General features: G+C 45.0%; 25 protein-coding genes. 23 read left to right on the top strand and 2 right to left on the bottom strand.

The annotated features are described in order from the left end of the window. The first annotated feature begins 4 nt into the window (after nt 1–4). The 14 genes from V1L65_RS00880 to galU all read left to right on the top strand — a co-directional run bounded on the left by V1L65_RS00880 (nt 5) and on the right by galU (nt 10,605). On the top strand, nt 5–430 hold the full coding sequence (locus tag V1L65_RS00880; protein WP_331697155.1) for a DUF350 domain-containing protein: 426 nt from the start codon (nt 5–7) through the stop codon (nt 428–430). A gap of 131 nt (nt 431–561) precedes the next feature. Beyond that, the gene (locus V1L65_RS00875) at nt 562–1,128 is read left to right on the top strand and encodes a hypothetical protein (RefSeq protein ID WP_331697154.1); all 567 of its coding nucleotides are present in this window, start codon (nt 562–564) and stop codon (nt 1,126–1,128) included. Nucleotides 1,129–1,300: 172 nt separating this feature from the next. Next, a complete protein-coding gene (locus V1L65_RS00870) occupies nt 1,301–2,503 on the top strand; it encodes an MFS transporter (protein WP_331697153.1) in 1,203 nt (400 codons plus the stop codon). A gap of 114 nt (nt 2,504–2,617) precedes the next feature. Beyond that, nucleotides 2,618–2,836 carry a hypothetical protein gene (locus tag V1L65_RS00865; RefSeq protein WP_331697152.1) on the top strand — a complete coding sequence of 73 codons (219 nt, stop codon included), beginning with the start codon at nt 2,618–2,620 and terminating at the stop codon, nt 2,834–2,836. 17 nt (nt 2,837–2,853) lie between these two features. Next, nucleotides 2,854–3,225 (top strand): spore coat protein, encoded by a 372-nt coding sequence (locus tag V1L65_RS00860; protein WP_331697151.1) that lies wholly within the window; start codon nt 2,854–2,856, stop codon nt 3,223–3,225. 223 nt (nt 3,226–3,448) lie between these two features. Beyond that, nucleotides 3,449–3,940: an Lrp/AsnC family transcriptional regulator gene (locus tag V1L65_RS00855; protein WP_331697150.1), complete on the top strand. Its 492-nt coding sequence runs from the start codon at nt 3,449–3,451 to the stop codon at nt 3,938–3,940. Between the two features lie 20 nt (nt 3,941–3,960). Next, nucleotides 3,961–5,175, top strand: coding sequence for an aminotransferase class I/II-fold pyridoxal phosphate-dependent enzyme (locus V1L65_RS00850; RefSeq protein WP_331697149.1), 1,215 nt, complete (start codon nt 3,961–3,963; stop codon nt 5,173–5,175). A gap of 133 nt (nt 5,176–5,308) precedes the next feature. Then, entirely contained in the window at nt 5,309–5,884 is a 576-nt protein-coding gene (locus V1L65_RS00845; protein WP_331697148.1) for a cob(I)yrinic acid a,c-diamide adenosyltransferase, read from the top strand. Continuing rightward, the gene (locus tag V1L65_RS00840; protein WP_331697147.1) at nt 5,881–6,846 is read left to right on the top strand and encodes an RluA family pseudouridine synthase; all 966 of its coding nucleotides are present in this window, start codon (nt 5,881–5,883) and stop codon (nt 6,844–6,846) included. The genes V1L65_RS00845 and V1L65_RS00840 overlap by 4 nt, the downstream gene beginning before the upstream one ends. A gap of 38 nt (nt 6,847–6,884) precedes the next feature. Next, nucleotides 6,885–7,253, top strand: a complete 369-nt coding sequence (locus V1L65_RS00835; protein ID WP_331697146.1) for an arsenate reductase family protein — start codon at nt 6,885–6,887, stop codon at nt 7,251–7,253. Further along, entirely contained in the window at nt 7,250–8,476 is a 1,227-nt protein-coding gene (locus V1L65_RS00830) for an aminotransferase class I/II-fold pyridoxal phosphate-dependent enzyme (RefSeq protein ID WP_331697145.1), read from the top strand. Before V1L65_RS00835 ends, V1L65_RS00830 begins: the two co-directional genes overlap by 4 nt. A 52-nt stretch (nt 8,477–8,528) precedes the next feature. Continuing rightward, complete coding sequence (locus V1L65_RS00825; protein ID WP_331697328.1) at nt 8,529–9,398, top strand: 5'-3' exonuclease; 870 nt, start codon at nt 8,529–8,531, stop codon at nt 9,396–9,398. Nucleotides 9,399–9,400: 2 nt separating this feature from the next. Continuing rightward, a complete protein-coding gene (locus tag V1L65_RS00820; RefSeq protein WP_331697144.1) occupies nt 9,401–9,658 on the top strand; it encodes a hypothetical protein in 258 nt (85 codons plus the stop codon). Between the two features lie 65 nt (nt 9,659–9,723). Then, nucleotides 9,724–10,605, top strand: coding sequence for a UTP--glucose-1-phosphate uridylyltransferase GalU (gene galU / locus V1L65_RS00815; protein ID WP_331697143.1), 882 nt, complete (start codon nt 9,724–9,726; stop codon nt 10,603–10,605). Between the two features lies 1 nt (nt 10,606). Here galU and V1L65_RS00810 read toward each other — a convergent pair whose 3' ends face one another. Then, nucleotides 10,607–11,257: an acetyltransferase gene (locus V1L65_RS00810; protein ID WP_331697142.1), complete on the bottom strand. Its 651-nt coding sequence runs from the start codon at nt 11,255–11,257 to the stop codon at nt 10,607–10,609. 237 nt (nt 11,258–11,494) lie between these two features. Between V1L65_RS00810 and V1L65_RS00805 the strand changes: the two genes are divergently transcribed. The 4 genes from V1L65_RS00805 (at nt 11,495) to V1L65_RS00790 (ending at nt 15,445) form a co-directional block, all read left to right on the top strand. Next, the gene (locus V1L65_RS00805) at nt 11,495–12,640 is read left to right on the top strand and encodes a nucleotidyltransferase family protein (protein ID WP_331697141.1); all 1,146 of its coding nucleotides are present in this window, start codon (nt 11,495–11,497) and stop codon (nt 12,638–12,640) included. Between the two features lie 121 nt (nt 12,641–12,761). After that, nucleotides 12,762–13,115, top strand: a complete 354-nt coding sequence (locus V1L65_RS00800; RefSeq protein ID WP_331697140.1) for a PqqD family peptide modification chaperone — start codon at nt 12,762–12,764, stop codon at nt 13,113–13,115. A gap of 48 nt (nt 13,116–13,163) precedes the next feature. Further along, nucleotides 13,164–13,934 (top strand): metallophosphoesterase, encoded by a 771-nt coding sequence (locus tag V1L65_RS00795; RefSeq protein WP_331697139.1) that lies wholly within the window; start codon nt 13,164–13,166, stop codon nt 13,932–13,934. 149 nt (nt 13,935–14,083) lie between these two features. Further along, nucleotides 14,084–15,445, top strand: coding sequence for a dicarboxylate/amino acid:cation symporter (locus tag V1L65_RS00790; protein ID WP_331697138.1), 1,362 nt, complete (start codon nt 14,084–14,086; stop codon nt 15,443–15,445). Between the two features lie 305 nt (nt 15,446–15,750). Here V1L65_RS00790 and V1L65_RS00785 read toward each other — a convergent pair whose 3' ends face one another. Beyond that, nucleotides 15,751–16,047, bottom strand: coding sequence for a DUF3055 domain-containing protein (locus tag V1L65_RS00785; protein WP_331697137.1), 297 nt, complete (start codon nt 16,045–16,047; stop codon nt 15,751–15,753). A gap of 293 nt (nt 16,048–16,340) precedes the next feature. On the opposite strand from V1L65_RS00785, the gene V1L65_RS00780 reads away from it, so the two are divergent. From V1L65_RS00780 to V1L65_RS00760, 5 genes are all read left to right on the top strand, one after another. Further along, complete coding sequence (locus V1L65_RS00780) at nt 16,341–17,342, top strand: HRDC domain-containing protein (protein WP_331697136.1); 1,002 nt, start codon at nt 16,341–16,343, stop codon at nt 17,340–17,342. A gap of 148 nt (nt 17,343–17,490) precedes the next feature. Further along, nucleotides 17,491–17,952 (top strand): chemotaxis protein CheX, encoded by a 462-nt coding sequence (locus V1L65_RS00775; protein ID WP_331697135.1) that lies wholly within the window; start codon nt 17,491–17,493, stop codon nt 17,950–17,952. Nucleotides 17,953–18,082: 130 nt separating this feature from the next. Continuing rightward, the gene (locus V1L65_RS00770; RefSeq protein WP_331697134.1) at nt 18,083–18,856 is read left to right on the top strand and encodes an SDR family NAD(P)-dependent oxidoreductase; all 774 of its coding nucleotides are present in this window, start codon (nt 18,083–18,085) and stop codon (nt 18,854–18,856) included. Nucleotides 18,857–18,880: 24 nt separating this feature from the next. Further along, nucleotides 18,881–20,410, top strand: coding sequence for a DEAD/DEAH box helicase (locus V1L65_RS00765; RefSeq protein ID WP_331697133.1), 1,530 nt, complete (start codon nt 18,881–18,883; stop codon nt 20,408–20,410). A 544-nt stretch (nt 20,411–20,954) separates the two neighbouring features. Next, nucleotides 20,955–25,469, top strand: a complete 4,515-nt coding sequence (locus V1L65_RS00760) for a hypothetical protein (protein WP_331697132.1) — start codon at nt 20,955–20,957, stop codon at nt 25,467–25,469. Nucleotides 25,470–25,668 lie beyond the last annotated feature (199 nt).

Genomic DNA, 25,668 nt, shown 5'->3' with positions numbered 1-25,668 from the left:
TTAGATGGATAGAAGCGGGATCATTGATAAGCTGTTGAACAATCAGTATGCTTCTTCTTTTCTTTACGTGTCCGTAACGGTTCTTGCGGTCATTGTGTTTCTTGCTTGTTTTGAGATGGTAACCAAATACAAATGCTGGGCTGAGATCAAAAAAGGGAACTTGGCGGTAGCGATGGCAACAGGAGGGAAAATGTTCGGAGTCTGCAACATTTTCCGCTTCTCGATTGCGGCGAATGACTCTATTTATGTAAGCCTTATTTGGGCTGCGTTTGGGTTTGTCATCCTGTTGCTCGCTTATTTTTTATTTGAATTTCTGATGCCTTTTTTCCATATTGATGAGGAAATTGCCAAGGATAACCGCGCTGTAGGTTTTATAGCGATGATAATTTCAGTTTCAATATCATTTGTTATTGGGGCAACTGTCAATTAATATTTGGCTTGCATCCAGGAGGCTATTATGAAATATTTATGGGTAACCTTGTTAATTGTAGCTATTTTATTTTTTGTATTCGGAATTATTTATTTAATGAACAATTAATCGACTAGAAAGGGAAATTACATATGGAAGAACAAACAATTTGCCCCTGGTGCTCATCAGAAATTATTTGGGATGAGGAATTGGGCCCGGAAGATTTTTGCCCGCATTGCGATAATGAGCTCGGCAACTACCGCACAATGCCGTTAACAGATGAACCAGACGATGACAATGATCTGGAGCATGAGGAAGAAGAAGCTAAAAAACAGCAGCAGCTCACAGATGAAGATTTATGGGATGAGGATGAGTTGTCTACAAGCAGCGCAAATGAGTGGACGTCGGATAATGGATTCAGAAGCGGCAATCGTCATTCGCTTGCTATGGATCATAACGTTCAGCGCGTTGTCGATGAGCAGGAGGATGTTCCCGAATGTCCGCACTGCCGTGAATATATGATTGAAGCGGGCAGGCAGTCAATTGGCGGCGGTGCTGATTATGAGCCGACTGTTTCACCTGTATTAAAGGACAGTGTATTAGGCAGTCCATTCAAAATTATATGGTATGTATGTCCTTCTTGCTTCCATACGTCTTCTCAGCTGGCAGCCGAAGAAAGACTGAAATTGATTCAAAAGCTTTCTGCAGAAAATCTTTAAAGTGTAGAATTTGTCGAATGGTGCCTTGACGTTTAGGGAATAGTACAAAACGTATTTTTCAAATATAAGAACGTATAGGTTGTCTCCTAATACCAGTTCTTATAGTTCATTGGTAAACGTGCCTGCTTCTCTAGGGCGAGATGCCGTTTATCCTTGGTCAGGAGGAAGCGTTTTGGCTAATAAAATACTCGATAAACAATCTATACTGTTGTTAGCTGTACAAGCAATGTTTGTCACTGCTACCGCTCTATCAGGCACCTTTATCCCCGTTTACTTGTGGAAATCCAGCGAATCCTATATGGTAATAGGTTTTTTTACGCTGCTGCAATATATTTGCGGCGGCTTTACTTTTTGGATCGCGGGCAAATGGGTGAAGCAAAAAAACAAAATGAATGTGCTGCGGCTTGGCATGGCGTTATGCGGTGTATTTTATTGTGTCGTATTGTGGCTTGGCGATCAAGCTGTGCACTATATTTTTGTGCTGGGCACTTTGCAGGGTATCGCGCTAGGTTTTTTTTGGCTTGCATTTAATGTTATATATTTTGAAATTACATCACCGGAAAACCGGGATCGTTATAATGGCTGGGCTGGACTATTAGGATCAGGCGCTGGCATCATCGCTCCCTGGCTGTCCGGTTTTTTGATTACGACGCTAAAGGGAGAAGCGGGGTACCGATTTATATTTACGGTATCACTTATTATTTTTATTGCAGGTGCAATTTTGAGCTTTTGGCTCGAAAAAAGACCGCCTAAAGGTGTTTATAATTGGACGCATGGGTGGCAGCAGCTAAAGCAAAAAGGAAATGACTGGAGAAGATTGTTTCCGGCTATTGCTGCTCAAGGCGTCCGCGAAGGTGTATTCATGTTTCTGGTAGGCTTGACGGTGTATACGGCAACATCTGATGAAAGCAAGGTCGGTTTTTATGCGCTCGTTACCTCATTTGTCGCTTTTATCAGCTTTTGGGCAGCAGGCAGATGGATGAAGGAGAAGTATCGCAGTACTGCAATGTTTATTGGCGCAGTAATGACTACTGTCGTTATTATTCCGTTGTTTTGGGAGCTTTCATTTAATCGCTTGCTTATATTTGGCATCGGAGTATCGCTGTTCATGCCATTGTATTCCATCCCGATGACGTCTAAAGTATTTGATATGATTGGGCAAAATGAAAAAAGTGTACAGGAAAGGGAAGAATATGTCGTACTCCGCGAAGCAGCGCTTATGATTGGAAGAGTTACTGGCCTGGCAGCTTATTTCGCAGTAATGGCAATTAATGATTCAGCAACAGCGATTACGTGGCTGTTGTTCGCAGTTGGCGCTGTTCCTATAATTAGCTGGTGGATAATGCGATATTTTTTTAAATATAAGAAAGTATAAGTGAACATCAAGTGTTTTGAATTGGATGGATTAATTCCACATAAATAAAACGGCATAGAACATAATACAAAGGTAGTTCCGTATGTTTTCAATAAAGCTGAGGAGGAAATGACTGTGAACGCGATCACATCAAAAGAATTGGAATATGTTATCGATTGCATGAGTAATGAAGATTTATTAATGAAGCAATGCACAAGCATTGTAAATGCCACAACTCAACAAGAGCTTAAAAGCTTATGCCAGCAAATGGTGCAAACTCATCAGGATCATTACAGCAAGCTGCTGCAGTGCCTGGAGCAGCATCAGCAAATGGCGCCTGCCCAACCACAATAACAAGGAGGATAAAATAAATGAACCAGGGTTCAGTATCTATACTTTCTGAGGAAGACTTGGCATCAGCGGTATTATCCGATTTGAAACGGGTAGTGCGTGAATATGCTACCGCAGCAACAGAATCGAATTGTCCTGTAATTCGTCAATTGTTTACGGATATGCTTAACAGCACATTAACGATGCAAGGCCAGTTGTACACAACGATGTCCAATCTGAATATGTATGCTGCTCCCGCATCTGCTCTTAAGCAAGAGGTGGATAAGCAAATTCAATCCTACAAGACAACGCAGCAAAATACGAATAATTGGATTACGCAGCATTTGAACCAAGCAAGCGGAGCTATGATGCAAAATAATGGAGCTCAAACACAAACGAATTACATGCAATAAAAAAAGCAAGGAATGATGAAAAAGGCTATCCGCCACCGGATAGCTTTTTTTAATGAAAAATGAAGCATTTAGGAGGCATTTAGCTCAATCCTGCATATATTACGAGCAAATGCCAAAATAATTAATCGCTAATTGGAATGATTCAGTAATAATCTTTGCAGGAAATACAGATTCATTGTAAAATATCCTTTATAACCATTGGCGAGCTGGAAGGAGTTTTAGAATGAACGAATTACAGTTAAAAGTATTAGAGCTGTTGAAAGAAGATGCCCGTAGGGACGCTGAGCTTATAGCGACGATGTTAGGCGAGACGGCCGAAGCCGTGAAGGAAGCGATAGCCGCCTTGGAAAGCGATCATATTATTGTGAAATATGCGACAGTTGTAAATTGGAGCAAGGTTGATGATGATAAGGTTACTGCTCTAATCGAAGTGCAAATTACGCCTGAGCGCGGCCGCGGCTTTGAAGGCATTGCGGAACGCATTTATTTATATCCTGAAGTGAAATCCGTTTATTTAATGTCGGGGGCCTATGATCTGCTTGTCGAAGTAGAAGGAAAAAGCTTGAAAGAAGTAGCTTCTTTCGTATCCAATAAGCTTTCGCCGCTTGAAGCAGTATTATCGACCAAAACATTTTTCATATTAAAAAAATATAAACAGGACGGCATCATTTTCGAAGAGCGTGAAGGTGACCAGCGCTTAATGGTATCGCCGTAAAATAAAGGATGATGGTGAAGATGAACAATGAGACGCAACAATTGCTCTCAACGAGACAGCGTAATTCGATGGCTGACTATTTGTCTCCGCTGGTAAGAGATATGAAGCCATCCGGCATTCGGCGCTTTTTCGATTTGGTGAGCACACGTAAGGATGTCATTACGCTAGGCGTTGGAGAGCCTGATTTCGTAACGCCCTGGAATGTGCGCGAGGCAGCTGTTTATGCGCTGGAAAAGGGAAAAACGCAATATACATCCAATGCGGGCATGCCGGAGCTAAGAGAGCAGATCGGCCAATATTTGAACGATGCTTTTCAATTGGAATACAATCCTGCCAACGAGATGATCGTTACAATCGGCGGAAGCGAGGCGATTGATCTCGCACTGCGCGCGCTGATTCAGCCGGGGGATGAAATTCTTATTCCTGAGCCCAGCTATATTTCATACTCACCGATTACTTCTCTAAGCGGTGGCAAAGCTGTCGGTATTGAGACATTTGCAGAAGACAATTTCAAGCTGAAGGCAGAACAGCTGCAGGCTGCGATCACACCTCGCTCCAAAATACTTATATTAAGTTATCCTAGCAATCCGACAGGCGGCATTATGACATATGAGGATTGGTTGCCGATTGCTAAAATTGTCGAAGAGAACGACCTAATCGTTATTTCCGATGAAATTTATGCAGAGCTGACTTATGGCATAAAGCATGTAAGCTTTGCTGCAATGCCTGGCATGAAGGATCGTACAATACTAGTCAGCGGATTTTCAAAAGCTTTTGCTATGACAGGCTGGCGCATGGGATATACTTGCGGTCATCCGGATATTATTGCAGCGATGCTCAAAATTCACCAATATACCGTAATGTGCGCCCCGATTATTGGGCAGTATGCTGCGCTTGAAGCACTAAGAAACGGAATGGAAGAAAAGGACCGCATGATGGAGTCCTATAATCAAAGAAGAAGGCTGGTCGTTAACGGCTTCCGTGAAATCGGTCTTGAGTGCCATGAGCCGGAAGGAGCCTTCTATGCTTTTCCTTCTATCGCTTCAACCGGACTCGATAGCGAGCAATTTGCTCAGCGTCTGCTAGAGGATGCCAACGTAGCTACAGTACCGGGCAATGTTTTTGGCCTAGGCGGCGAAGGGCATTTACGCTGCTCATATGCAACCTCTGTCAATCAGCTGGTAGAGGCGTTGGATCGTATCGGTTCATTTGTGCATAAATTAAAGCAAGGCTAGTTCAAGTCGAAGCAGCAGGTTCGGACTATACATCCGGCCTGCTGTTTGTTTAACAGCAATTGTTCGTGCTTGAAGTCAATCTTGACTCATTTAACATAGGAAATGAATAAGTTTTCAGGAAGGAAGGACATCCATGAAGCTTTATACGAAAGGCGGAGACAAAGGGCAAACCTCATTAATTGGCGGCAGAACCCGCAAGGATGACAGCAGAGTCGAGGCATATGGCACAATTGATGAGCTGAACAGCTTTACAGGACAAGCCCATGCACTGCTGAAGCAGCATGACTCTTTGCAGGATCTTGCAGGTATGCTGCATGTCGTTCAGCACGAGCTGTTTGATTGCGGAACAGATCTTGCCTATGCAGTAGAAGGCGCTCCTTCCAAGCTAGCAGCTGAATCGGTTGACAGATTGGAGCTATGGATAGATCAGCTTACTGATGAAGCTTCAGAGATTACAAAATTTATTTTGCCTGGAGGAAGTGTGCCATCCTCCCAGCTTCATATTTGCAGAACAGTGTGCCGCAGGGCAGAGCGCCGCGCCGTAACGGCTGCCGCCGAGCATGGGGTGTCCGCAGACGTTATCAAATATTTAAACCGTCTATCTGATTTTTTCTTTGCAGCAGCGAGAATTGCCAATGCAAGGCTTGGTGAAGAGGATATCGCGTATGAACGGAGCGCCGATGTGTTCAGGCTGAAGAAGAATAAATGATAGATCAGTTTTATTACAAGCCTTTAGTTGCAGAAGTCGGCAAGGAAGATGCAGGCAAGCAGGTACGAACGGTATTGGAGCGCAGGCTGGGCGTTTCGCGAAAGCTATTATCACAGGTAAAGCTCACCGAGCATGGACTAACCGTTAACGAACAGCGTGTATATACGACAGCGCTAGTTGCGGAAGGGGACATTATCAAGTTAAGAATGCTGAGGGAAGAGTCGGATGACATACTCCCGCAGCCAATGTCTTTGGAAATATTATTCGAGGATGACGATTTGCTTATTATTAACAAGCCCGCAGGTATTATTGTCCATCCTACCCATGGTCATTATACCGGAACACTTGCCAATGGGGTCGTCTATCATTGGCAGCAGAGAGGGGAAAAGGTGCGTTTTCGTCCGATCCATCGGCTTGATGAGGAAACGTCGGGAGTGGTTGCAATCGCGAAAACCTCATACGTTCATCAGCAGCTTTCTGAACAATTGCAAGCAGGATTGGTGAATAAGCAATATCGGGCCTTTGTATATGGCGAGCCGGCCAGCAGGCTTGGCACAATCGAGGCGCCAATTGACCGAGATGAGATCAACCCGCATCTTCGCGTCGTAACGCCGCCAGGGAAAGGCTATCCGTCAGTTACTCATTATCAGGTGTCGGCTGTATACACTGACGGGTGTTCCCTAGCCTCCTCTGTCCGCCTAAAGCTGGAAACAGGCCGAACTCATCAAATTCGTGTGCATATGAAGCATATTGGCTGTCCATTAATCGGCGATAAGCTGTACGGTCTCATGGAGGCCGGCAATCGGCTATGGGAGGAAACGGCGGGGAGGCAATCGCTGCATGCTGAGCAGCTGGGCTTTACTCATCCGATTACGAAGCAGTATATGGAGTGGACAGCGCCATTGCCGACAGAGCTGGCACAGCTTGAAAAGCTACTTAATGTAACGAATAGAATACGTTGATATAGAAATGCAAGTTAAGAAATGGAGTGGAGCTATTCATGTCTGGTAAAGTAACCATTATACAGTATCCAAAGTGCAGCACATGCCGTGCTGCTGTGAAATCGCTGGAGGCCAAAGGAAATGAGGTTGCTTTCCGCCATATTGTGGAACAGACGCCTACAGCTTCAGAGCTAAAGGAGCTTATTGCGTTAAGCGGTCTTGATATGAAAAAGTGGTTTAATACATCCGGCGAGGTGTATCGGGAGCTTGGTTTAAAGGACAAGCTGCCGTTAATGAGCGAGGAGGAGAAGCTGGAGCTGCTTTCACAGCACGGCATGCTGCTTAAGAGACCGATTGTGACGGATGGGACTAAAGTTACAGTCGGCTATAAAGAAGAAAATTATGAACAGGTTTGGGGAGCGAAATGAGCAAACAATGGGGGAAGGAAAAAAGCTGGAGATCGAATCGGCTTTCACAGCTAGGCTCATCTATTTTTGCTGAAGTTGCAGACTGGAAGCGTGCAGCTGCAGCAAATGGCAAGGACATGATAGATTTGGGCATAGGCAGTCCTGACCAGCCGCCAACGAGCCATGTGCGCCAAGTACTGAGCAACGCTGCACTGAGAGAGGACAGCTACGCCTATCCTGTTATAAAAAGCGGCATGCCTTTCCGTCAAGCTGCGGCGGATTGGATGAAGCACCGCTTTGATGTGACGATAGATCCAGAGCAGGAGCTCGTTACTTTACTGGGCTCGCAGGATGGACTTGCACATTTGGCGATGGCTATATGCGATTCCGGAGATGCTGCGCTGCTGCCTGATCCCGGCTATCCGATTTATGCGGCCTCGCTCGCATTGGCTGGGGTAGAGGCCATACTAATGCCCTTGCGCAAGGAAAACGATTATTTGCCGGATTTGGATAGCATACCTGAGCAGGATTGGAAACGGGCTAAATTTATTTTGCTAAATTATCCGAATAACCCGTTATCTGCTGTAGCTAATCTTGCTTTTTTTGAGCGGCTGCTGCAAAAAGCGAAGCAGTATAACGTTCTTGTAGTACATGATCTTGCCTATTCTGAAATGGGCTTTGACGGTTATAATCCGCCCAGCATTTTGCAGGTGGAAGGAGCATGCGAGCAGGCGGTTGAATTCCATTCCATGTCCAAAAGCTTCAATATGGCTGGCTGCCGAATCGGCTTTTTAGCTGGCAACACAGAGGCAGTAAGCGCTTTGCGAGAGCTTAAAGCGAATATTGATTACGGCGTATTTGATCCTGTTCAGGAGGCGGCTGTTGCAGCGCTGCAGGAAGCGATGGCAGATGAAAACTGGCAGAAGGCCGGTTTGCTGTATGAGAGAAGGCGTGATATTTTTATTGAAGCGCTTCGTGCTGAAGGCTGGTATATGGAGAAGCCGAAAGCAACGATGTTTGTATGGGCGCCGCTGCCTGAAATGCAATGGGAAATTGAAGGCGACTGGGACTCAAGAACTATTACGCAGGAAATGATTAAGCGAACGGGTGTTGTGGTTATTCCTGGAGCGGCTTTTGGATCTGCAGGCGAAGGCTATGTTCGTATAGCGCTCGTCGAAAGTGAAGAAAAGCTGCTGGAAGCTGCAAGCCGAATCGGCAAGTTTATTCGGGGAGAAAGCTGCTAGCCCTGCAAAGCATATTTTACGTTATAATGATTGTAAGGGAGATGAGCCAGAATTGGAGAAAAAGGATAGACTACTGTTAATTGATGGAATGGCCATATTGTTCCGTGCTTATTTTGCAACATCCTTTACAGGACATATTCGCAGGACGAGTGCCGGTGTGCCCGTTAACGCGGTACATGGCTTTGTCCGGTATTTTATTAATGCTGTAGAAACGTTTCAGCCTACCCATGTTGTATGCTGCTGGGATATGGGAAGCACGACGTTTCGAACGACGCAATTTGACGGCTATAAAGCTAACCGTCCCTCCGCACCAGAGGATTTGATACCGCAATTTGATCTCGTTAAAGAAGTGGTTTCCAGCTTCAATGTGCCTAATATAGGCGTAGACAATTATGAGGCCGACGATTGCATCGGCACGCTTGCGGCGGCATTTAAAGGGCATGCTGAAGTAATCGCCGTTACAGGCGATCACGACTTGCTGCAGCTGGTGGACGATCATGTTTCAATCGCTATTATGAAGAAGGGCATTGGCAATTATCAGGTTTATACACCTCAATCCTTATTGGAGGAAAGACAGCTGTCAGCCGCGCAAATTATAGACGTAAAGGGCTTGATGGGTGATTCAAGCGATAATTACCCTGGTGTTCGCGGTATTGGCGAAAAAACAGCTATCAAGCTTGTGCAGGAGCATGGCTCTATCGACCAGCTGCTTGTTAATTTGGAGCAGCTGTCAGCTTCGGTCCGCAAGAAGATAGAAGCTGATTTAGACATGCTGCATCTTTCCAGAGAACTGGCAACGATTTGCTGCGAGGTGCCGGTTGCCATTCAGCTGGAGGAATGCGTTTGGTCCTATAATCGCGCGAATGTGGAAAGTAAATTTGAAGAGCTTGAATTTAACAGCTTATTGAAGCTGATAGGGTAAAAGTGAAAGAAGATCGTCTCTCCTGCCTGCGTATTCATATGAAGGCGGTCGGCGATCTTCTTCTATTCTGCAACAGCAATGCAGAGCCTGTTAGATTCTTTGACGAGCTGTTGCAGCATATGAATAGATTGCAGCGGAGCAAAACGCTCCTGGAGAAGCGCAAGGAAGGAGGCATTGGCGACCAAGCCGTCAATAGTATTGGATTAGTCACTTTTACTTATCATTTAAAGCGGAGAAGTATTAAAAATATATCATGGTAATACAATCCAATATTAGTTATAATGCTGTCATCGCACCTGTATTGAAAAGGGAGAGTGAAAGAAGAATGAAGGTAAGAAAGGCCATTATTCCTGCTGCAGGCTTAGGCACAAGGTTTTTGCCTGCAACAAAAGCAATGCCTAAGGAAATGCTGCCTATCGTTGATAAGCCAACCATTCAATACATTGTAGAAGAGGCGATTGAATCAGGAATTGAAGATATTATTATTGTGACTGGCAAAGGCAAACGGGCAATTGAGGACCATTTTGACAACTATTGGGAACTGGAAAATAAGCTGGAGCAAGCCAATAAGTTTGAGCTATTGCAGGAGGTGCGCAAATCCTCAGAGATGGTTGATATTCATTATATCCGCCAAAAGGAGCCGCGCGGACTCGGTCACGCTATTTGGTGCGCCCGCAAATTTATTGGCAATGAGCCCTTTGCAGTACTGCTGGGCGATGATATTATAGCTGCTGAAAAGCCTTGCTTAAGGCAAATGATCGAGCAATTTGAAATGCGGCACTCATCTATCATTGGCGTGCAGCAGGTTGCGCCTCATGAAGTATCGCGATATGGCATCATTGATGGCTCCATGCTGGACAATCGCATTCATCTTGTCCACCATTTAGTGGAGAAGCCGAGCTATGAAGCCGCTCCTTCACAAATTGCGATAATGGGTCGTTATATTCTTACGCCAGAAATATTCGCTATATTGGAAAATCAACCGCCTGGCTCAGGCGGTGAAATTCAGCTTACGGATGCTATAGCAGCACTAAATGCGACAGAATCGGTATTCGCATATGAGTTCGAGGGCCAGCGCTATGACGTTGGAGAAAAGCTGGGCTTTATTCGAACGACAATTGATTTTGCAATGCAGCGTCCTGAGCTTCGATCCGAGCTGCTCGCATATTTGCAGCAAATAGTAGAGAAAGAGGCTGCGCGCTTGTAAGCTATAAATATTTATCGCCTGCACTCCGGCTTCGCTTGGCGCTTGCCGGTGTGCCATAGGCTACACATAATGCTGGAATGGAGCGGACGACAGTTGCGCCGGCGCCAATAACCGTGTGCTCTCCGATCGTAGCCATATGTATAATGGTTGCGCCTATTCCAATTGCGGTACAAGCGCCTATACGTACCTGTCCACCTGCCGTGGCTTTTGGAGCGAGACTGACGAAAGATTCCAATACGGAATCATGCTCTACGCACGTATGGCCATAAAAGATACAATGCTCCCCGACGACAGCATCGCTTCCGATGATGGCGCCTGCCATGACGACAGTTCCTGCGCCGATTTCGGCGCCTCTTGCTATAATTGCGGCAGGGTCGATCGCCGTAATGAATTGGAAATCGGGGTAATCGGATTTAAGGTCTGCGCTTACTGCAGCCCGTACAGCATTATCTCCGATAGCGATTATTCCGGCACGAATAGCATTTTGCTCAAGCCAGGTGTCATCTCCTAATATGGCATAGCCATACACGAGCGAGCCGGGCTCCTTATTAGCATCTAGCAAGCCTGCTATATGATACTTGCCTTCTCTTTCTATCGTATGAATAACAGCTTTAGCATGGCCGCCAGCTCCAATAATGACAATACTCTGCATAAAAAGCTCCTTTCAATGCGCTGCTAATTATAGTATTCTACAGCTATATTAACATAGCTGATCTGTTAATTGACATATTATAGCGGTTTTGATAATCTGATGATGTGTTCTTTATATAGAACGACAAAAAGCTGCATGCCATACTCCTAGAAGCTTAATGAAGCCTTGTTCCGAATAAGGAAAGCGAAGTCGATTCATTCTGGTTCGTTATTTGCTAGCTGAAGCGAGGGGAGTTATATGAACAATATTATTACATTAACGAAAAAACATATGTCTGCCGAAATGCAACTGCTGCTTGCCTGGATTGAAACTAGCATTCACTCGGAGTTTGATTGCGAATATTATGAATTGCTGCAGCAGGTAGATTACAGCTCATTGGCGGAGCTTGTAGAGCAGCATGATTTGGTTCCTTATTTGTATCATATTATGAACTCGATGAAGCCTAAGTTAGTGTCTGATGCTTTGTTCGCATTAATTGAGCAGAAATATAAGCAGTTTTTAGCAGCTGCCAGTATGCGCAAAAAGGAGCAGGCCAGAATAAACGCTGGCTTCGCAAAGCTGCAAATAAGGAGCGTCTATTTGCAAGGTCCGGTTGTCGTTAAGGACTGGCAATCTGATATTTTTTTTCAAACCTCCAGCCAGCTCGTCTATTTAGTGGAAAAGGAGCATCTGCTTCAAGTAAATAACATATTAATGCAGCTCGGATACGAACAGCTTGAGCTGCCCAAAACAGCGAGCTCCCGCCAGCTCAGGTCGTACAGACTCGCTTATTTTCACCCGCAGCTGCAGCAGATTGTTATTATTCAATGGAGATTGAGTCCTTTGCCGATTCGTGAATACGGCTTTGAGCAGCTGTGGCAGCGCAGAAGGAGCGGGGGAAGCGAGGGCTGGTTTTCTGCAGCCTTGAGCCGCGAAGATTTATTCATTTATATTATGCTTAATGGCATTATACATAACTGGACGATTGCCAGCATGCTTGTCGATATGAAAAAACTGCTGCACCAATCTATTAATTGGCCTTTGCTTATTGAATTGCTGCGCAAATACAGGCTTTGCAATGCCGGAGGAGCCACCATCATTTTTTTGGCGCAGCTTATTTCTATCCCGCCTCATGAAGATATTAAACTTATTATACATTCTAGCAAAGCAAACTGGCTTGCGCATGACATGCTTAACCAGCTTACACTAGATACTACGCATCAGTCCCCAAACAGCCGTATTCAATCCGTTCTTACTTTTCGACATAAATGCTATGGTTTATTGAGCTTTTTACAGCCTTCTACCGAGCAAATATTGAATGAGTCAAGCCCGTCTCGAATCGTTTTATTTTCAAATATATACAAACTTTTTTACCGGACAAGCAGTTGCAGGCAAAAAAAATAACAGTTTGCAACGATTCGACAATTAAGACCGTTTTTGCAAATATACGATGATATGGCACGAGATGAAGTAAATCATGTAGAATTATAGATGATGATGAGCGAAGAATGAAGGTGGAGGGCTTATGAGAACGCAAATAACGCCAGCGCATGCAGAACGATTAGATAAGCATATCCCTTTGCCGGACCTTTTACCAATGCAGCTCATTATTTCTGTTAAGGATAATTTAATTACTAATACTAAAGGTGAGTTTATCGTGTTGGTTGATGTAGACAACCAGCGGAGCTACAGCTTCAGCATAATTGGAAGCCGGATTTGGCAGGCGATTGACAAGCCAGTAGCGATTGGGCAATTAATAGAACAATTATGCCAAAGATATGATTGGGAGCGAGCGGCTTGTGAGCTGATCGTTATAAACTTTATTATGTTTTTGTCACGTGAAAAACTTATACTGTATCAATTGTTTACGTACTATTAGTTGTGATACTCTTGACTTATTCGTATTTGCGAGGGGGAAGGACCAGCTTTGTATATATTTCTTATTGCAGCCGCCTTCTTGGCGGTTTTTATATATGTCCTATTTATTTTGCCTACAAAGTGGCTTAAAGTAGAGAAAATTGAAAATCGGATTGGGCTTAACAGCATGATTATGCAAATAAGCGATGTCCATGTTGATAAGCTCCGTATACCTGCAGCCCAATTGAAGGCGATTATTGCCTCAAGCAAACCGGACTATATTTTGCTGACAGGGGATTTTACCAGCGATGTTCGATCCTTGCCGCTGCTTGATCAATATTTGGAAGAAATTGCAGCATGTCAAGTTCCGGCCTATGCTGTGCTTGGCAATCACGATTATCGTCTGCCCGACCTGCAGCCGCTTTTAACTATACTATCGCTTCACCACATACATGTGCTGCGCAATCAATCTGTCGATCTGGGCTCATTCTATTTGGTAGGCATTGATGACTACTGCTCCAAGCACAGCGATATCCCTGCTGCATTTGCTGAAGTGCCGCTACAGGAAAAGCCGATTGTTGTAATGACGCATGATCCTAATGCCGTGCTTGCAATCGATCGCCCGTATCAATATTTGATGGCAGGCCATTTTCACGGCAAACAATTTAATATTCCGTTTCTCTTTTCGATTAAACCTAAAGGGAAATTGGCAGCGTCAGGTATTTACAAAGGTTTGCACCGTTCGAAGCAGGGGGCCTACTATATATCCAAAGGGCTTGGACAAGCAGGAATAAATGCAAGAGTCGGCGTTCGCAGCGAAATAACATTGCACTATTTGTAAAATTGGCATATTTAAAACAAAACAAGCATATAACGATAATAAAAATAACGATTGACAATTAGGTCTGAAGTCGTTATTATTTTTATATCCAAGTAAAAAGATGTGAATTATTGTTTTTATATTATAATTAATGGAGGGTTTGAGACACGATGGATAATAACCTGTTATCAGCGTTAGAATCAAATTGGATTTCTTTGCTCGTCACATTAGTGCTCATTGGCGTATTGCATTTCATGGCAAAGAAAAGGGTGGGCTTCGGCACGCGCGTGTTGCTTGCTTTAGGGTTTGGATTAGGAGCAGGTATTTTATTTAACATTTTCAAGCTCGACACGGAAGGTGTAGGGACAATTGGCTCCATTTATATTAATCTGATTCGAATGATTGTTATTCCATTAGTATTTGTTCTAGTCATTAACAGTGTCATCTCGATTACGAATATTTCGTTTTTAAGAAAGTTAAGTGTTAAAACGATCGGATGGTTTCTTGGTACGACTGCAGTTGCTGCGATTATCGGTTTAATAGTGGCAGCAATAATTAGCCCGTCTGCAGGCTTTGAGGTTTCAACAACTGGCGAATTTACAGCTAGAGAAATACCGAGCTTCTTCAAAGTAATTCTAGATCAGGTGCCATCAAATCCGATTAATGATGCTGCTCAAGGCAAGGTTGTTCCCATTCTTATTTTCGCCTTGTTTATAGCGGTTGCGACGGTCAAGGTCGGAGCGAAAAAGCCGGAAGCTGTTCAGCCTTTCAAGGCATTCATTCAATCAGCTACTGATATTTTGCATCAGGTTGTTAAATTCGTACTTCGCTTTACTCCGTACGGTGTATATGCGCTTATTGCAGTTATGGCAGCCAGATATGGCTGGGAGACGATGGAGCCGCTTGCGATGCTGATTGCTGTAACTTATATTGCACTTATCGTTCATTTTATAATCGTATTTGGCGGACTCGTAACGTTTGTTGCTAAAGTAAATCCATTTAAATTTTTCCGCAAGGCTTATCCTACAATTGCAGTTGCGTTCACAACGCGCAGCAGTTTTGCAACTTTACCGATTAATCTTGAAGTCATTACGAAGCGCTTGCGTGTTTCACCGAAGATTGCAAGCTTCGTCGCCCCGCTAGGTGCTACGATGAACTTTAATGGCTGCGGCGGTATATGGCCTGCTATTGTAGCCGTGTTCGTTGCTCAGGTATATGGTGTTACTCTTAGCGTTACGGATTACATTATTATTGTGCTTGTAAGCATGATTTCTTCTATCGGAGTGGCTGGCGTGCCTGGACCAGCTTCCATTTCAACAACGGTTGTATTGACAGCTGTCGGCTTGCCGCTTGAAGGTATTGCGCTCGTTGTCGCAGTGGAAGCGTTAATTGATATGGGCCGTACTGCTGTGAATGCAACAGGAACAACGGTTACTGCGCTGCTCGTTGCAAATTCCGAAGGAGAGTTCGATCGCGAATCGTTTAATAAAGATGAAGAGGATGAGCTTGATTTAAATCCAGCTGCCGTATAGTATAAGCAGCCCCCTGCCATTTAAAATTGCGGTAGGGGGCTGCTTTTGTCAAAATTGTTTATGAATTAAGGCTCGTCCTGCACTTCAGGAAATGCTTTGCGCAGCTGCTTATTCATTGCGTAATGCTTGCTGCTCTCAGCGCTTGAGCTATAGGACCCTTCTGGAAACTCCTCGGGTATATAAGAGCTAAGCTGCGACTCAACACTGTTCTCGATTTCGACAGGATCGCGATCAGTTTCTTTGTTGCGGTCTATAGCAAACCCCTCCTACACTATTTAGTAAATTTCAACTATAGTGTACCCAGCTTACTCTGTAAAATTCACAGTACCTACTACTAAGTACAGAAATTGGCTAAGTTCAGCTGCTTCTTCCTCATTCAGCTTATAGGCGCGCTCCAAATAACCTTCCTCAGCCAAATCATCCGGCCCAATAATAGCAGTAATGCCAGATTGCAGGTTAGTAATCAGCTTCTTGCCATAAAAGCGTTCTGTTGTCATAATAGCAAGGTCGAACCGGTTTAACGCAGGGGTAATAAACGTTACAAAACGTGTAGTAGTCTGCTCAGTAGTATCTGACATAAAGTCATAATCGGATAAAAGCATAGGTTAACCTCCAATCTATTTTACTTTATTATACATGAATGAGTGCTGGTCATATACTTGTGATCCTGCTTAAGCTATGATATGATTAGTACAACAAAGCTAATAGAAGTGATACGGGGGAAGCACCTCCACTGCATAACTGCAGTGGAGGTGCTTTTTTTTGTTGTTGGATGCTGCCTTGAAAACACCTGTAATAACGGACCGCTTCTGTTAGTTTTGTTTGCAGCGTCAAGCTCGCTTGGGGCCGTATTTTATGACAGGCAACAATTATGAACGACAAAGGAGAGATTAGGATGAGAATTGTTTTTTTGAACACATTTGAACAGAAAGGCAGCGAGCTGCTTCGCAGCGCACAGCTTTCGATCGGCGAGCAGGATGGAACCTGGCATGTACAGTGGCTAGAATTGGGGGAACCGGAAGCCGTGCCTGAAAGCTGGTACGCAGGCGTATTCTGGGATGAGATGCTGGCAGCTTTGCGTCACGGCGCAGCAAGCCGAATGGCAGATGGCTATATGCCGGTTATTAAAGGCCAGCTGGAGGATGCAGCACGGCCATCGGCTAGCAAAACAAATGATATGCTGCAGTATTACGCAGAGCAGCACAGTGATGAGAAGCTCTACGGAGAGCTCAGGGATTGGCGCCGAAAACGCGCTGTAACCGACCGCAAGTCAGCTTATTTAATCGCAAACAACCGAATGCTCCGCCTGATCAGCTGCTTCGTTCCGCATACTGAGGAGGAAATGCTGCAGCTGCCCGGCTGGGGACGCGGAAAACAAACAGCCTACGGCGAGGAGATACTGGCGATTACGCGAGAGGTTGAGCGCCAGTTAAGCTTCCCTTTGGACTGGGTGGAGCAGCAGCTTGATTATGGCGAGCTGGAGCGCTGGCAGTTCAAGCAGAAGGAGCAAAAATACAAGTCCGAGCTGATCAAACAGCAGCAGAAACGAATGATATTGGAAATCATCCATGCCGGTGGAAAAATGAATGAGCTGGAGCAGCAGCTGTCTTTGTCACGCAGGGAAATTGTAGTGCGTCTTGAGCAAATCGAGGAGGAAGGCTACAGCGTCGAGCCGCTTATCGAGCAGGAGCTGCATACTGTGCCTAAGGAGGAGCAGGAGGCAATTATTGAAGCGATCGCCTCTGTAGGGGACAGATATTTAAAGCCTGTGCTGCAGCAGGTATATGGCGGGAAAGAGAGCGAGCTTGATCAAACGAATAAAGAGAAAATCTATGAAGCTATCCGGTTTTTAAGGCTGCGATATAGAAGAAGCGAGACAGTAAGTAAAATATCCTAGCTGCTTTAGACGGATTCGCCCGTGAGTAAAGAACTAGTAAATAAACATATATATGAACAAAGTAGTATACTAGGACCAAGGTATAAAGTATAATAGAACTAGAACTGAATCGCGGCGAATTTTGTCGAAAAGGAGCGAAACTTCTTTTATGAAGGCAGAATATATTAACCCATTTCTTGAGGCTGCTACGGATGTTATTGAACAGGTTGTTCAGGTAAAGCCATCTGCAGGTCCTTTAGCAATAAAGGATATTAAATTTGTAGAGAACTATACCTGGATTCAAATTGGTTTGAATGGACAGATGCAAGGAGATATTGTATTTGGGCTAAGCGATAAGGTAGCTCTCCAGCTTGTTTCTGTCATGATGGGCGGTTATGCACTTTCAGAAATTGACGAGATGGTTAGGAGCGCTATTTCCGAATTAGGGAATATGATTAGCGGAAATGCGAGCACGCTGCTATACAACAAAGGTGTGCAAGTAGATATTACGCCGCCTACCGTCATGCAATCAGCATTAAGCGCAGGCATTCATGCGAAGAAAGCTTTAACAATACCGCTCATTATTGATGGCATCGGCAGCCTTGATATTCAAGTCGTTATAGCTTCATAAAAAACAGATTCCCCTGGACTCCGCTGGAGTCTGTTTTTTTTTGATAAACTTAGAAAGCCCGTGCAAAAACACAATGAAGTAGTTTCATCTTGCGCGATAATCAAGTAAACTGTAATTTGGGTGATTATAGATGCTAAAGGATAAGGTCGTATTTATTACAGGCGCATCCAGCGGATTAGGAGCAGCAGTTGCTTTGCAAGCTTCCCGGCAAGGCGCCATCGTTATTCTGACAGGGCGTCACAGTGAGCGGCTGGAGCGCGCTGCAGCTTTACTTGACGGCGAATATGCTATCTTTCAGCTGGATGTAACGGATATGCAGCAGATTGAGCAGGTGGTAACTGCGGTTATACTAAGATATGGCCGAATTGATATATTACTTAACAATGCGGGCTATGGTCAATTTTTATCACTTGAGGACATGCCTGTAGAAGGCTTTGCTCAGATGATGGATACAAATTATTTGGGAATTGTCAGATGCACCAAAATAATAGTTCCCTACATGCGCTTGCAAGGAAGCGGCCATATTATTAATATCGCGTCGATGGCGGGCAAGATCGGTTCCGCCAAATCAACGGCGTATTCGGCCTCCAAGCATGCTGTCCTTGGTTTTACTAATGCGCTGCGCATGGAGCTGAAGGGAGGCGGCATAAAAGTATCCGCTATTAATCCCGGCCCGATCGATACACAATTTTTTGAACTGGCGGATCCTGAGGGCAGTTATGTAAAAAATGTACAATGGTTTATGATGAAAACAGATAAAGTGGCAAGCCGCGTCGTTTCCGTTATGAACAGCGGCAGAGCTGAGCTTGATCTTCCGCTGCTTGCAGCAATTGGAATTAAAATCTACGGATTATTCCCGAGGCTTGCCGACCGTCTTGCAGGCCGCTTGTTCAATCAAAAATAGCGATGATTAAGTGAGGAATATAAGATGAGCATTAGCAATGAAAAAACTTGGCTGCAATTAGGCATAAGCGATCCGCTTAATCATGCCCTGCTGCAAGCTGAAATCGTGACGCCGACCAAAGTGCAGGAGCTTACGATACCCGTATTGCTTGCCGGCAAGGATGTTTCAGCCCGCTCGCAAACGGGAACAGGTAAAACAATCGCTTTTCTGCTTCCGCTGCTGCAAGCGATTGACCCTGCTTCAAGCGCGATTCAAGGCGTCATACTAGCGCCGACGCAAGAGCTGGCGATGCAGCTTGTGAGAGTGGCAGAAGCATATGGCGAGCCGCTCGGCATTAAAGTGCAGCAGCTAATCGGCGGAGCTGCGCTTAAGCGCCAAATTGAGAAGCTTAAGCTGCGCCCGCAGCTTATTATCGGTACACCTGGCCGGATTGCCGAGCTGGTCAAAGCCCGTAAGCTTAAGCTCAGCGAGGTGAAAAGCGTAGTTATCGACGAAGCTGACCAGGTCTTTCAGCTGGGATCTACGAAGGATTTAGAGGAAGTACTGTTCAATATGGGGCGCGAGCGTCAAATCGCCTTTTTCTCAGCTACTTATCCGGATCAGATGGCGAGGTTTGAGCAGCGCTGGATGAGAGAGCCGGAGCGTATTATCGTTGCGCCTGAGCATCGGGTTTCAGAAACGATAGACAATATTTATATCGTCAGCGAGCGCCGTGATAAAACAGATACAGCCAGAAGGCTGCTTCGCTTGCTGAAGCCTAAACAGGCACTTTTGTTTTTAAATGATACGGATCAGGTTGCAAATTGGGAATCTAAGCTGCGTTACGAGGGTTTTTTGGTTGAGTCGCTGTACGGAGATGCTGATAAACAAAGGCGTTCTGCTACCTTGGCCAGATTCAGGGAAGGGCGCTGCCATCTCTTGCTGGCGACAGATGTAGCTGCAAGAGGCCTCGATATTGAAAGCTTGCCGCTCGTCTTGCAGCTTGAACCGGCAATCGACGCTGATCACTATGTGCATCGTGCAGGCCGGACAGGCAGAATGGGCCGCCTGGGAACAGTTATTTCGATTGTTATGCCTCAAGAGCTGTTTATTATGAAGAAATTCCGCAATCAGCTCGGAATAGATCTGAAGGAATACGTGATGTATAAAGGCAGGCTGATTACACCGGAGCAAATGCAAGAGGAAATGAGAAAGCCGGCTGCACCTAACAGAACCAGCAAAGCTGCTGCTTCGCAAGCAGCAGAGAAAAGTAGCGGAATTGCCAGAAGCAGGCCGGCTGAGCAAGCCTCCAACCGTGACGGCAGAAGCACTGCAGCAGCGGATTATGAGGCAAGCAGCAAACGGGCAGGCGCTAAAAGTGGAGCCGGGAAAGCCGCGGTTTCATCTAGCAAGAGCAGCAAAGGCGATAAGAGGGCAGACAGCAGCTATAAGACTAGCTCGCAATCGGCTCCCAAGCCGCTGACGAAAGCGCAGCAGAAGGAGAAGAAAAAGAAGGAAGGCAAAAATAAAGGCGCTCCCAAGTGGCTGAAGGAAAAGCGCCAATCCAATACTTAATGTAATGAAGAGCATTGTGCTGGCTGCCAAGATCGAGATGATCTGCGGCTAGCACAATGTTTTTTTTATTGATGAACTTCTAAGGGTTGCCACAAACGCTAATCGTGAAAAAATGGCATTTTAAATTTTCTAACGGTTGCTGTTGCGCTTAATTCTCGAAAAAGCACTGATTTTGCTCGGGAAAGGGTACAATAGCGCTCGTGACAACCGTTAAAATCTCAAATGAGCTGAAATAATCGAAATAGCCTCTCTGGCAACCGTTAGGCAATTATGGCAGTTGATTATAGGGGGTGTTGTGCCATACGAAGCCGTTTATCCTTGTATAAGCTAACTAAGGCACCCTAAAAGTAAACATAGCAGGGTTGTATGAAAACTGAATCATCACTAGGATAATAATGCAGGCTTTTAGAGACCGACACAAAAAACCATCAAATTTTTAACACAGCAGTGTAAGCCATTTAGAACAGCAACGCGTCTTGTAACTTGCAAGCGGTTTCAAGGTCTTCAAAAAGCCTGACTTAATCTTTGACAGGGGAGATCAATTGTGAAAAAAAGTGTAGTGCTTTTGTTAGCTGCAGTCTTGTTTTTATCTCCGTTATTGCTTCAGAGGGGAGAAATATGGGTTGCGGCAAACTCCAATGGTGGCGAGGCTGAGAAGCAGCACTATTATTTGATTCCTAGAAATTTTACGTCTTTTGGCTCTTGGACATTGACTGGCGAGCATTTGACTGGGCGCTCAAGCTCGGCACCTGGCGAGTCTGAAGGAAGCGGCGGAGAACCAGCCGTTGCTGTAGTTAATATACAATCCGCAGGCAACTATAAGCTATGGGTTCGGGATCGTGATTATGCGACGAATCAGCCAGGTACTCGCACGTTTCATGTAGGGGTGGATGGTGATCTTGTTAATAAGACATTCGGCACCCATGGCCAAGAAGGGTTCCGCTGGACAGAAGCCGGAACCTTCAATCTTGGCAGCGGAATGCATGAATTGACGCTGCATGATACATCGGCATATTTTGCCCGCTGCGAAGGCTTTTTCTTGACTAAGGATTTGAATCTGGTTCCGCCGGAAGATCTGGAAGAGCTTAAACAGCTTGCAGAGCCGGAGGATCCGTTTGCCTTTCTGCCAAGCGCTGCTTTTCCTGACTGGGCTAAGGAAGAGGTACAAGCATTAGAATCGGCCTCCATTGAAAATGAAAAGGTTAAAATCGTGTTTTTCCGCGGAGAAGGCGAGCATGGCGATTTGGTGCAAAACGAAATTTACATTAAAGCTGAGGGGCAATGGCAATTAGTAAAAGCTAAAACAGAGGAGCTTGGCTTTTTAATGATGTCGGCCGCTCACAGTGAATTGGCAGGGCAGCTGGGAGAATTTGCACAGTTCAAGCAGTCGCTGAATGTCAATGGAACTACAATTCATTCTGTAGTGAACGATTTCTTCCGCTCGGGCTATCCCGTATGGTTTATTCCTAGCGGATTTGAAAAAGTAAGCGATAATCAAATCAATCTTAGCTTTTCCAATACGGAAGCAGAGCTGTCCGTTCAATTTGCTTTTGACGATCTCAGCTATGAGCCTAAAGTAACCTTGGATGCTCATTTTACGGAAAATGGGGCTTACTCGTTTATGTTCTATAACGGTAACGAGACAGCGTATGAGGATTATGAAACGGTCACAGCTCCTTTGCTGTATGTGAAAAAGACAGTTCCTGACCAGGCTTCTACTATTCCGGAAGCTTATTTGTTGACGCCAATGGCGACGCTGCATTTCGCTGCTGGCAATGAACGTTTTCAAGGAAATGAAATGACGGCAGGCATTGTGATGGACCCGTCTTCCGTTCCCCAGGACTTTGCCTATCCGGATACGTCAACCTTTGGACTGGTGCTGCGCGGACCTAACGGCGAAGTAAGGCCGCAGTTCACAGCGCCTATGTTCGGCACGGAGCACAGCTTGTTTGAAGCGGGGGACGATTATTCAGTTTCTTACCGGATTATTCATGAGCGAGACTCGTGGTATAATACCTTCCGACATATTAGCGAGGACTTGTATCAAGTAAAAGATTTGCGCACCAACTATTTTCATTCCTTAAATGAAGCTATTTATAATGCAACTGATTTGATGATGGATGATGATTACGGCGGTTGGGATTCTGACAGCATGGCCCACTACAATATGGAAGAGCGCGATATGACCACATTGTCCAACAGCATGTCAGCGCTGCAGCGTTATTTGTTGACAGAGGACGAGGAGATATTGGATAAACGTGCTATTCCGACGCTTGCTTTTATGCTGAGCAGACAAAACTATCATTTCAAAAAAACTGATAGCAAAGGAGGGGCGTCCTATTCAGATGTATTGCCTACACCTATAGGCGGTCCAATCGAAAAATATCCGGCGCATGTGTATGGAGGACTATACGAAATGACGCAAGGCCGCATGCCATTTCTGCTTGATTATGCACTGCATCATGCATCGGCCAAAGCTAACTTTTCAGGTATTGCCGATCAGGCTATGATGTACAAGTATACAGCCGATGAACAGTATATGGATAAATTGCTGGTGTTGGCTGATCAATATTTATCGAACAACCCGAATACAGGCAGCAATCGCGAAAAAAGATTTATTAGCAATTTTGTTTACGGCGACTATATACCTATGGTCGCGACCCTGATGGCAGCCTATGAGGCAACGGGAGAAGAAAAGTATTTGGCGGGTGCGCAGCAAAATGCCCAGCTGCTGCTTACCGGGCTTTGGATGACAGGCTATCATAGTAATTATGCAGAAACGGATTATACCGTAACGCAAGAAAAGACAGGACCGCGTCTTTTGCGGGCAGAAAACTCTACATTCTGGTGGCATGGGGATCAGCAATGGCGGCTTGGCAATATTGACGGGGAAGCAAAGTCCCCTCAGGAGCTGGGCGTTCCGCTCGTTACTGAAACAGCGCCAGGCTGGCTGGGCGGCAGGGTTGGCATGGGAACGGAGCATACGGTAACGCCAGGCCATGGCAATGTTGTCACGATGAACAATTGGGCTGGCATGCTGTCGAAGCTTTCTGTGTATGCGGATGATCCTTTCTTCTATACGATGGCTCGAAATGCGATGATTGGCCGTTTCGGCAATTATGCAGGCTACTATCAGGATCGTATTATATTTCATCAGATGAAAGAGAATTATCCTTATACGGGTCCTGATTACACTTCAATTTATTGGCACCATTTGCCTGTTTTTATAAGTATGCTGGAAGATTTCTTAATCAATAGCGCATGGGTGAAATCAGAGCAGCATATTTCTTTTCCATCATTGTATCAATCTGGATATGCTTATTTTACAAGTAATCAGTACGGATTCGCGCCGGGCACCTTCTATAATGAAAATGATATGTGGCTATGGCTGGATCGGGGGATTGTTATGCCTGATTCTCCGGGAATTGACTATATTGCGGCCAGAAAAGACGGTGTGCTGGGTCTTGCGTTTATGAATGAAGGAAACGCAGCAATTAACACGACCATTAAGCTCGGTGAGAAAACTGTCCCTAATTATACCGGTACAGCTGACTTATATGATGCGGATGGCAGCATGAGCACTATAAATATCGTGAATGGTGAATTTACGATAGAAATTCCAGCTAAGGGCATCAAATCGCTTTTGCTGCATCAAATTGCTAATGTGCAGGCGCCGATTTTTGCAAACGGCAGCTATGCTATATCCAATGATTTGGAAGAGACAACCGCCCAGCACGACAGAGGAAAAGGGCATGTTATCCAGGTTGCTCCTGATCATTATTATGCGTATGTGTATGTATCCGATCTGAGCACTTCTACAAGTAAGTTGACGATTCATTACAAGCTTGGCGAGCAGACATTTATACAAGAAAAAACTGAGTATCCTTATGAGTTTCTTATTAAGGTGGATAATCCTGCTACACCATTTGAATATGAACTGACTGCAACTAAAAACGGCAGCCTTGAAGGGCTGGGCGGAGGACAATTAAAGCCGTCCGCTTTTACAAATCCGGGAATTGTAATCGAAAATGGGACTGTACAGCCGGAAGCGACAGTGGAGATGAATTCTTGGGTACAACAGAGCGGTATTAGCAATGGCCTGCTTAAGTTCACGGTTCCAGTAGAGGACTTCTTTCCGATTACTCCACAATCGAGTCAATGGAATGAAGCATTTGAAGGAAAAAAGGTGTCTGGCTCATTAACAAGCGAAATAGACGGGACTGTAAAACAGCTGCGCAGTGAAATTGTTGAGGTTCAAGCAGGTGCGGGAAGCATGGAAGGCCTGTTGACTTTCCACATTAAGCCTACATTAACGGTGCCTTTGGCTGAGTACGCAGATTATTCGATACAATTGTCCGTTTCAGTACCTGCATCGTATGTAATAGAGAATGTGCCTAATCCTGTAGCTGTCAACTTTGCCGGGATGAACGCTTTGAATAATGAAATCCGTCTAGTCGTTCCTCGTTCGGAATTTCCGCGAGCTGTAACGGAGGGGATGTTAAGAGGGATGCGAATTAGCGGCAGCATTATAAATAAAAAGAATCAGTCCGTGCTTCCATTGGACACACTCATTTTAAATAATGAGGATCGAAACAGCGATACGATTACAATCGTAATAGAGCCTATGCAGGACGTTCCTTTAGCGGAATATAAACGGGATACGTATGATTTTGATCTATTTGTCCACTATCCGCGTTATTGGAACGAGCTTTCTTTCAGTTCACCGCTGGATCAAACTGTTTCCTATGGCGGCACAGGATCCGATGGCTTGCGCTTCGTCATTCCTCAAATCAATTCGCCATATACGTTGGATGAAATAAGCAAAGGGGCATTAAATGGTTTTCGAGTTTCGGGAGAAATTAAAAAGAAAAGTGACGGTACGGTACTGCAGCTGGACAGCTTTATTAAAAATGCAGAGCTTCGGCCAAATAATGGCGGCGTGACATTCATTATTCCTGCTACCTCCCAAGTGCCGCGCCAGCCTTTCAGTGCAGCGGATTATAAAATAATGTTAACGATCTTACCGCAACTGGCGGGAGCATGGACTGTTGTTGAATAGACGTCGTAAAGCCATATAGATAAAAGGACAAGTATCTGCAATCAGCAGTGCTTGTCCTTTTGTTTTTAAAAATGACAATCAAAAGTAAAATTTACCGCCCTAAATGTAAAAATAGTTGGATTGTTGCCGTAGGCGTGGCACAATTATAATAAAATGTAATTTGACAACGTTTTCAAACGGCGCCAGCAATTACTGCTTG

Source organism: Paenibacillus sp. IITD108, assembly GCF_036541265.1.
In the GTDB taxonomy this organism is placed as follows: Bacteria; Bacillota; Bacilli; order Paenibacillales; family Paenibacillaceae; genus Pristimantibacillus.
This window is presented reverse-complemented; position numbering and strand designations above follow the sequence as displayed.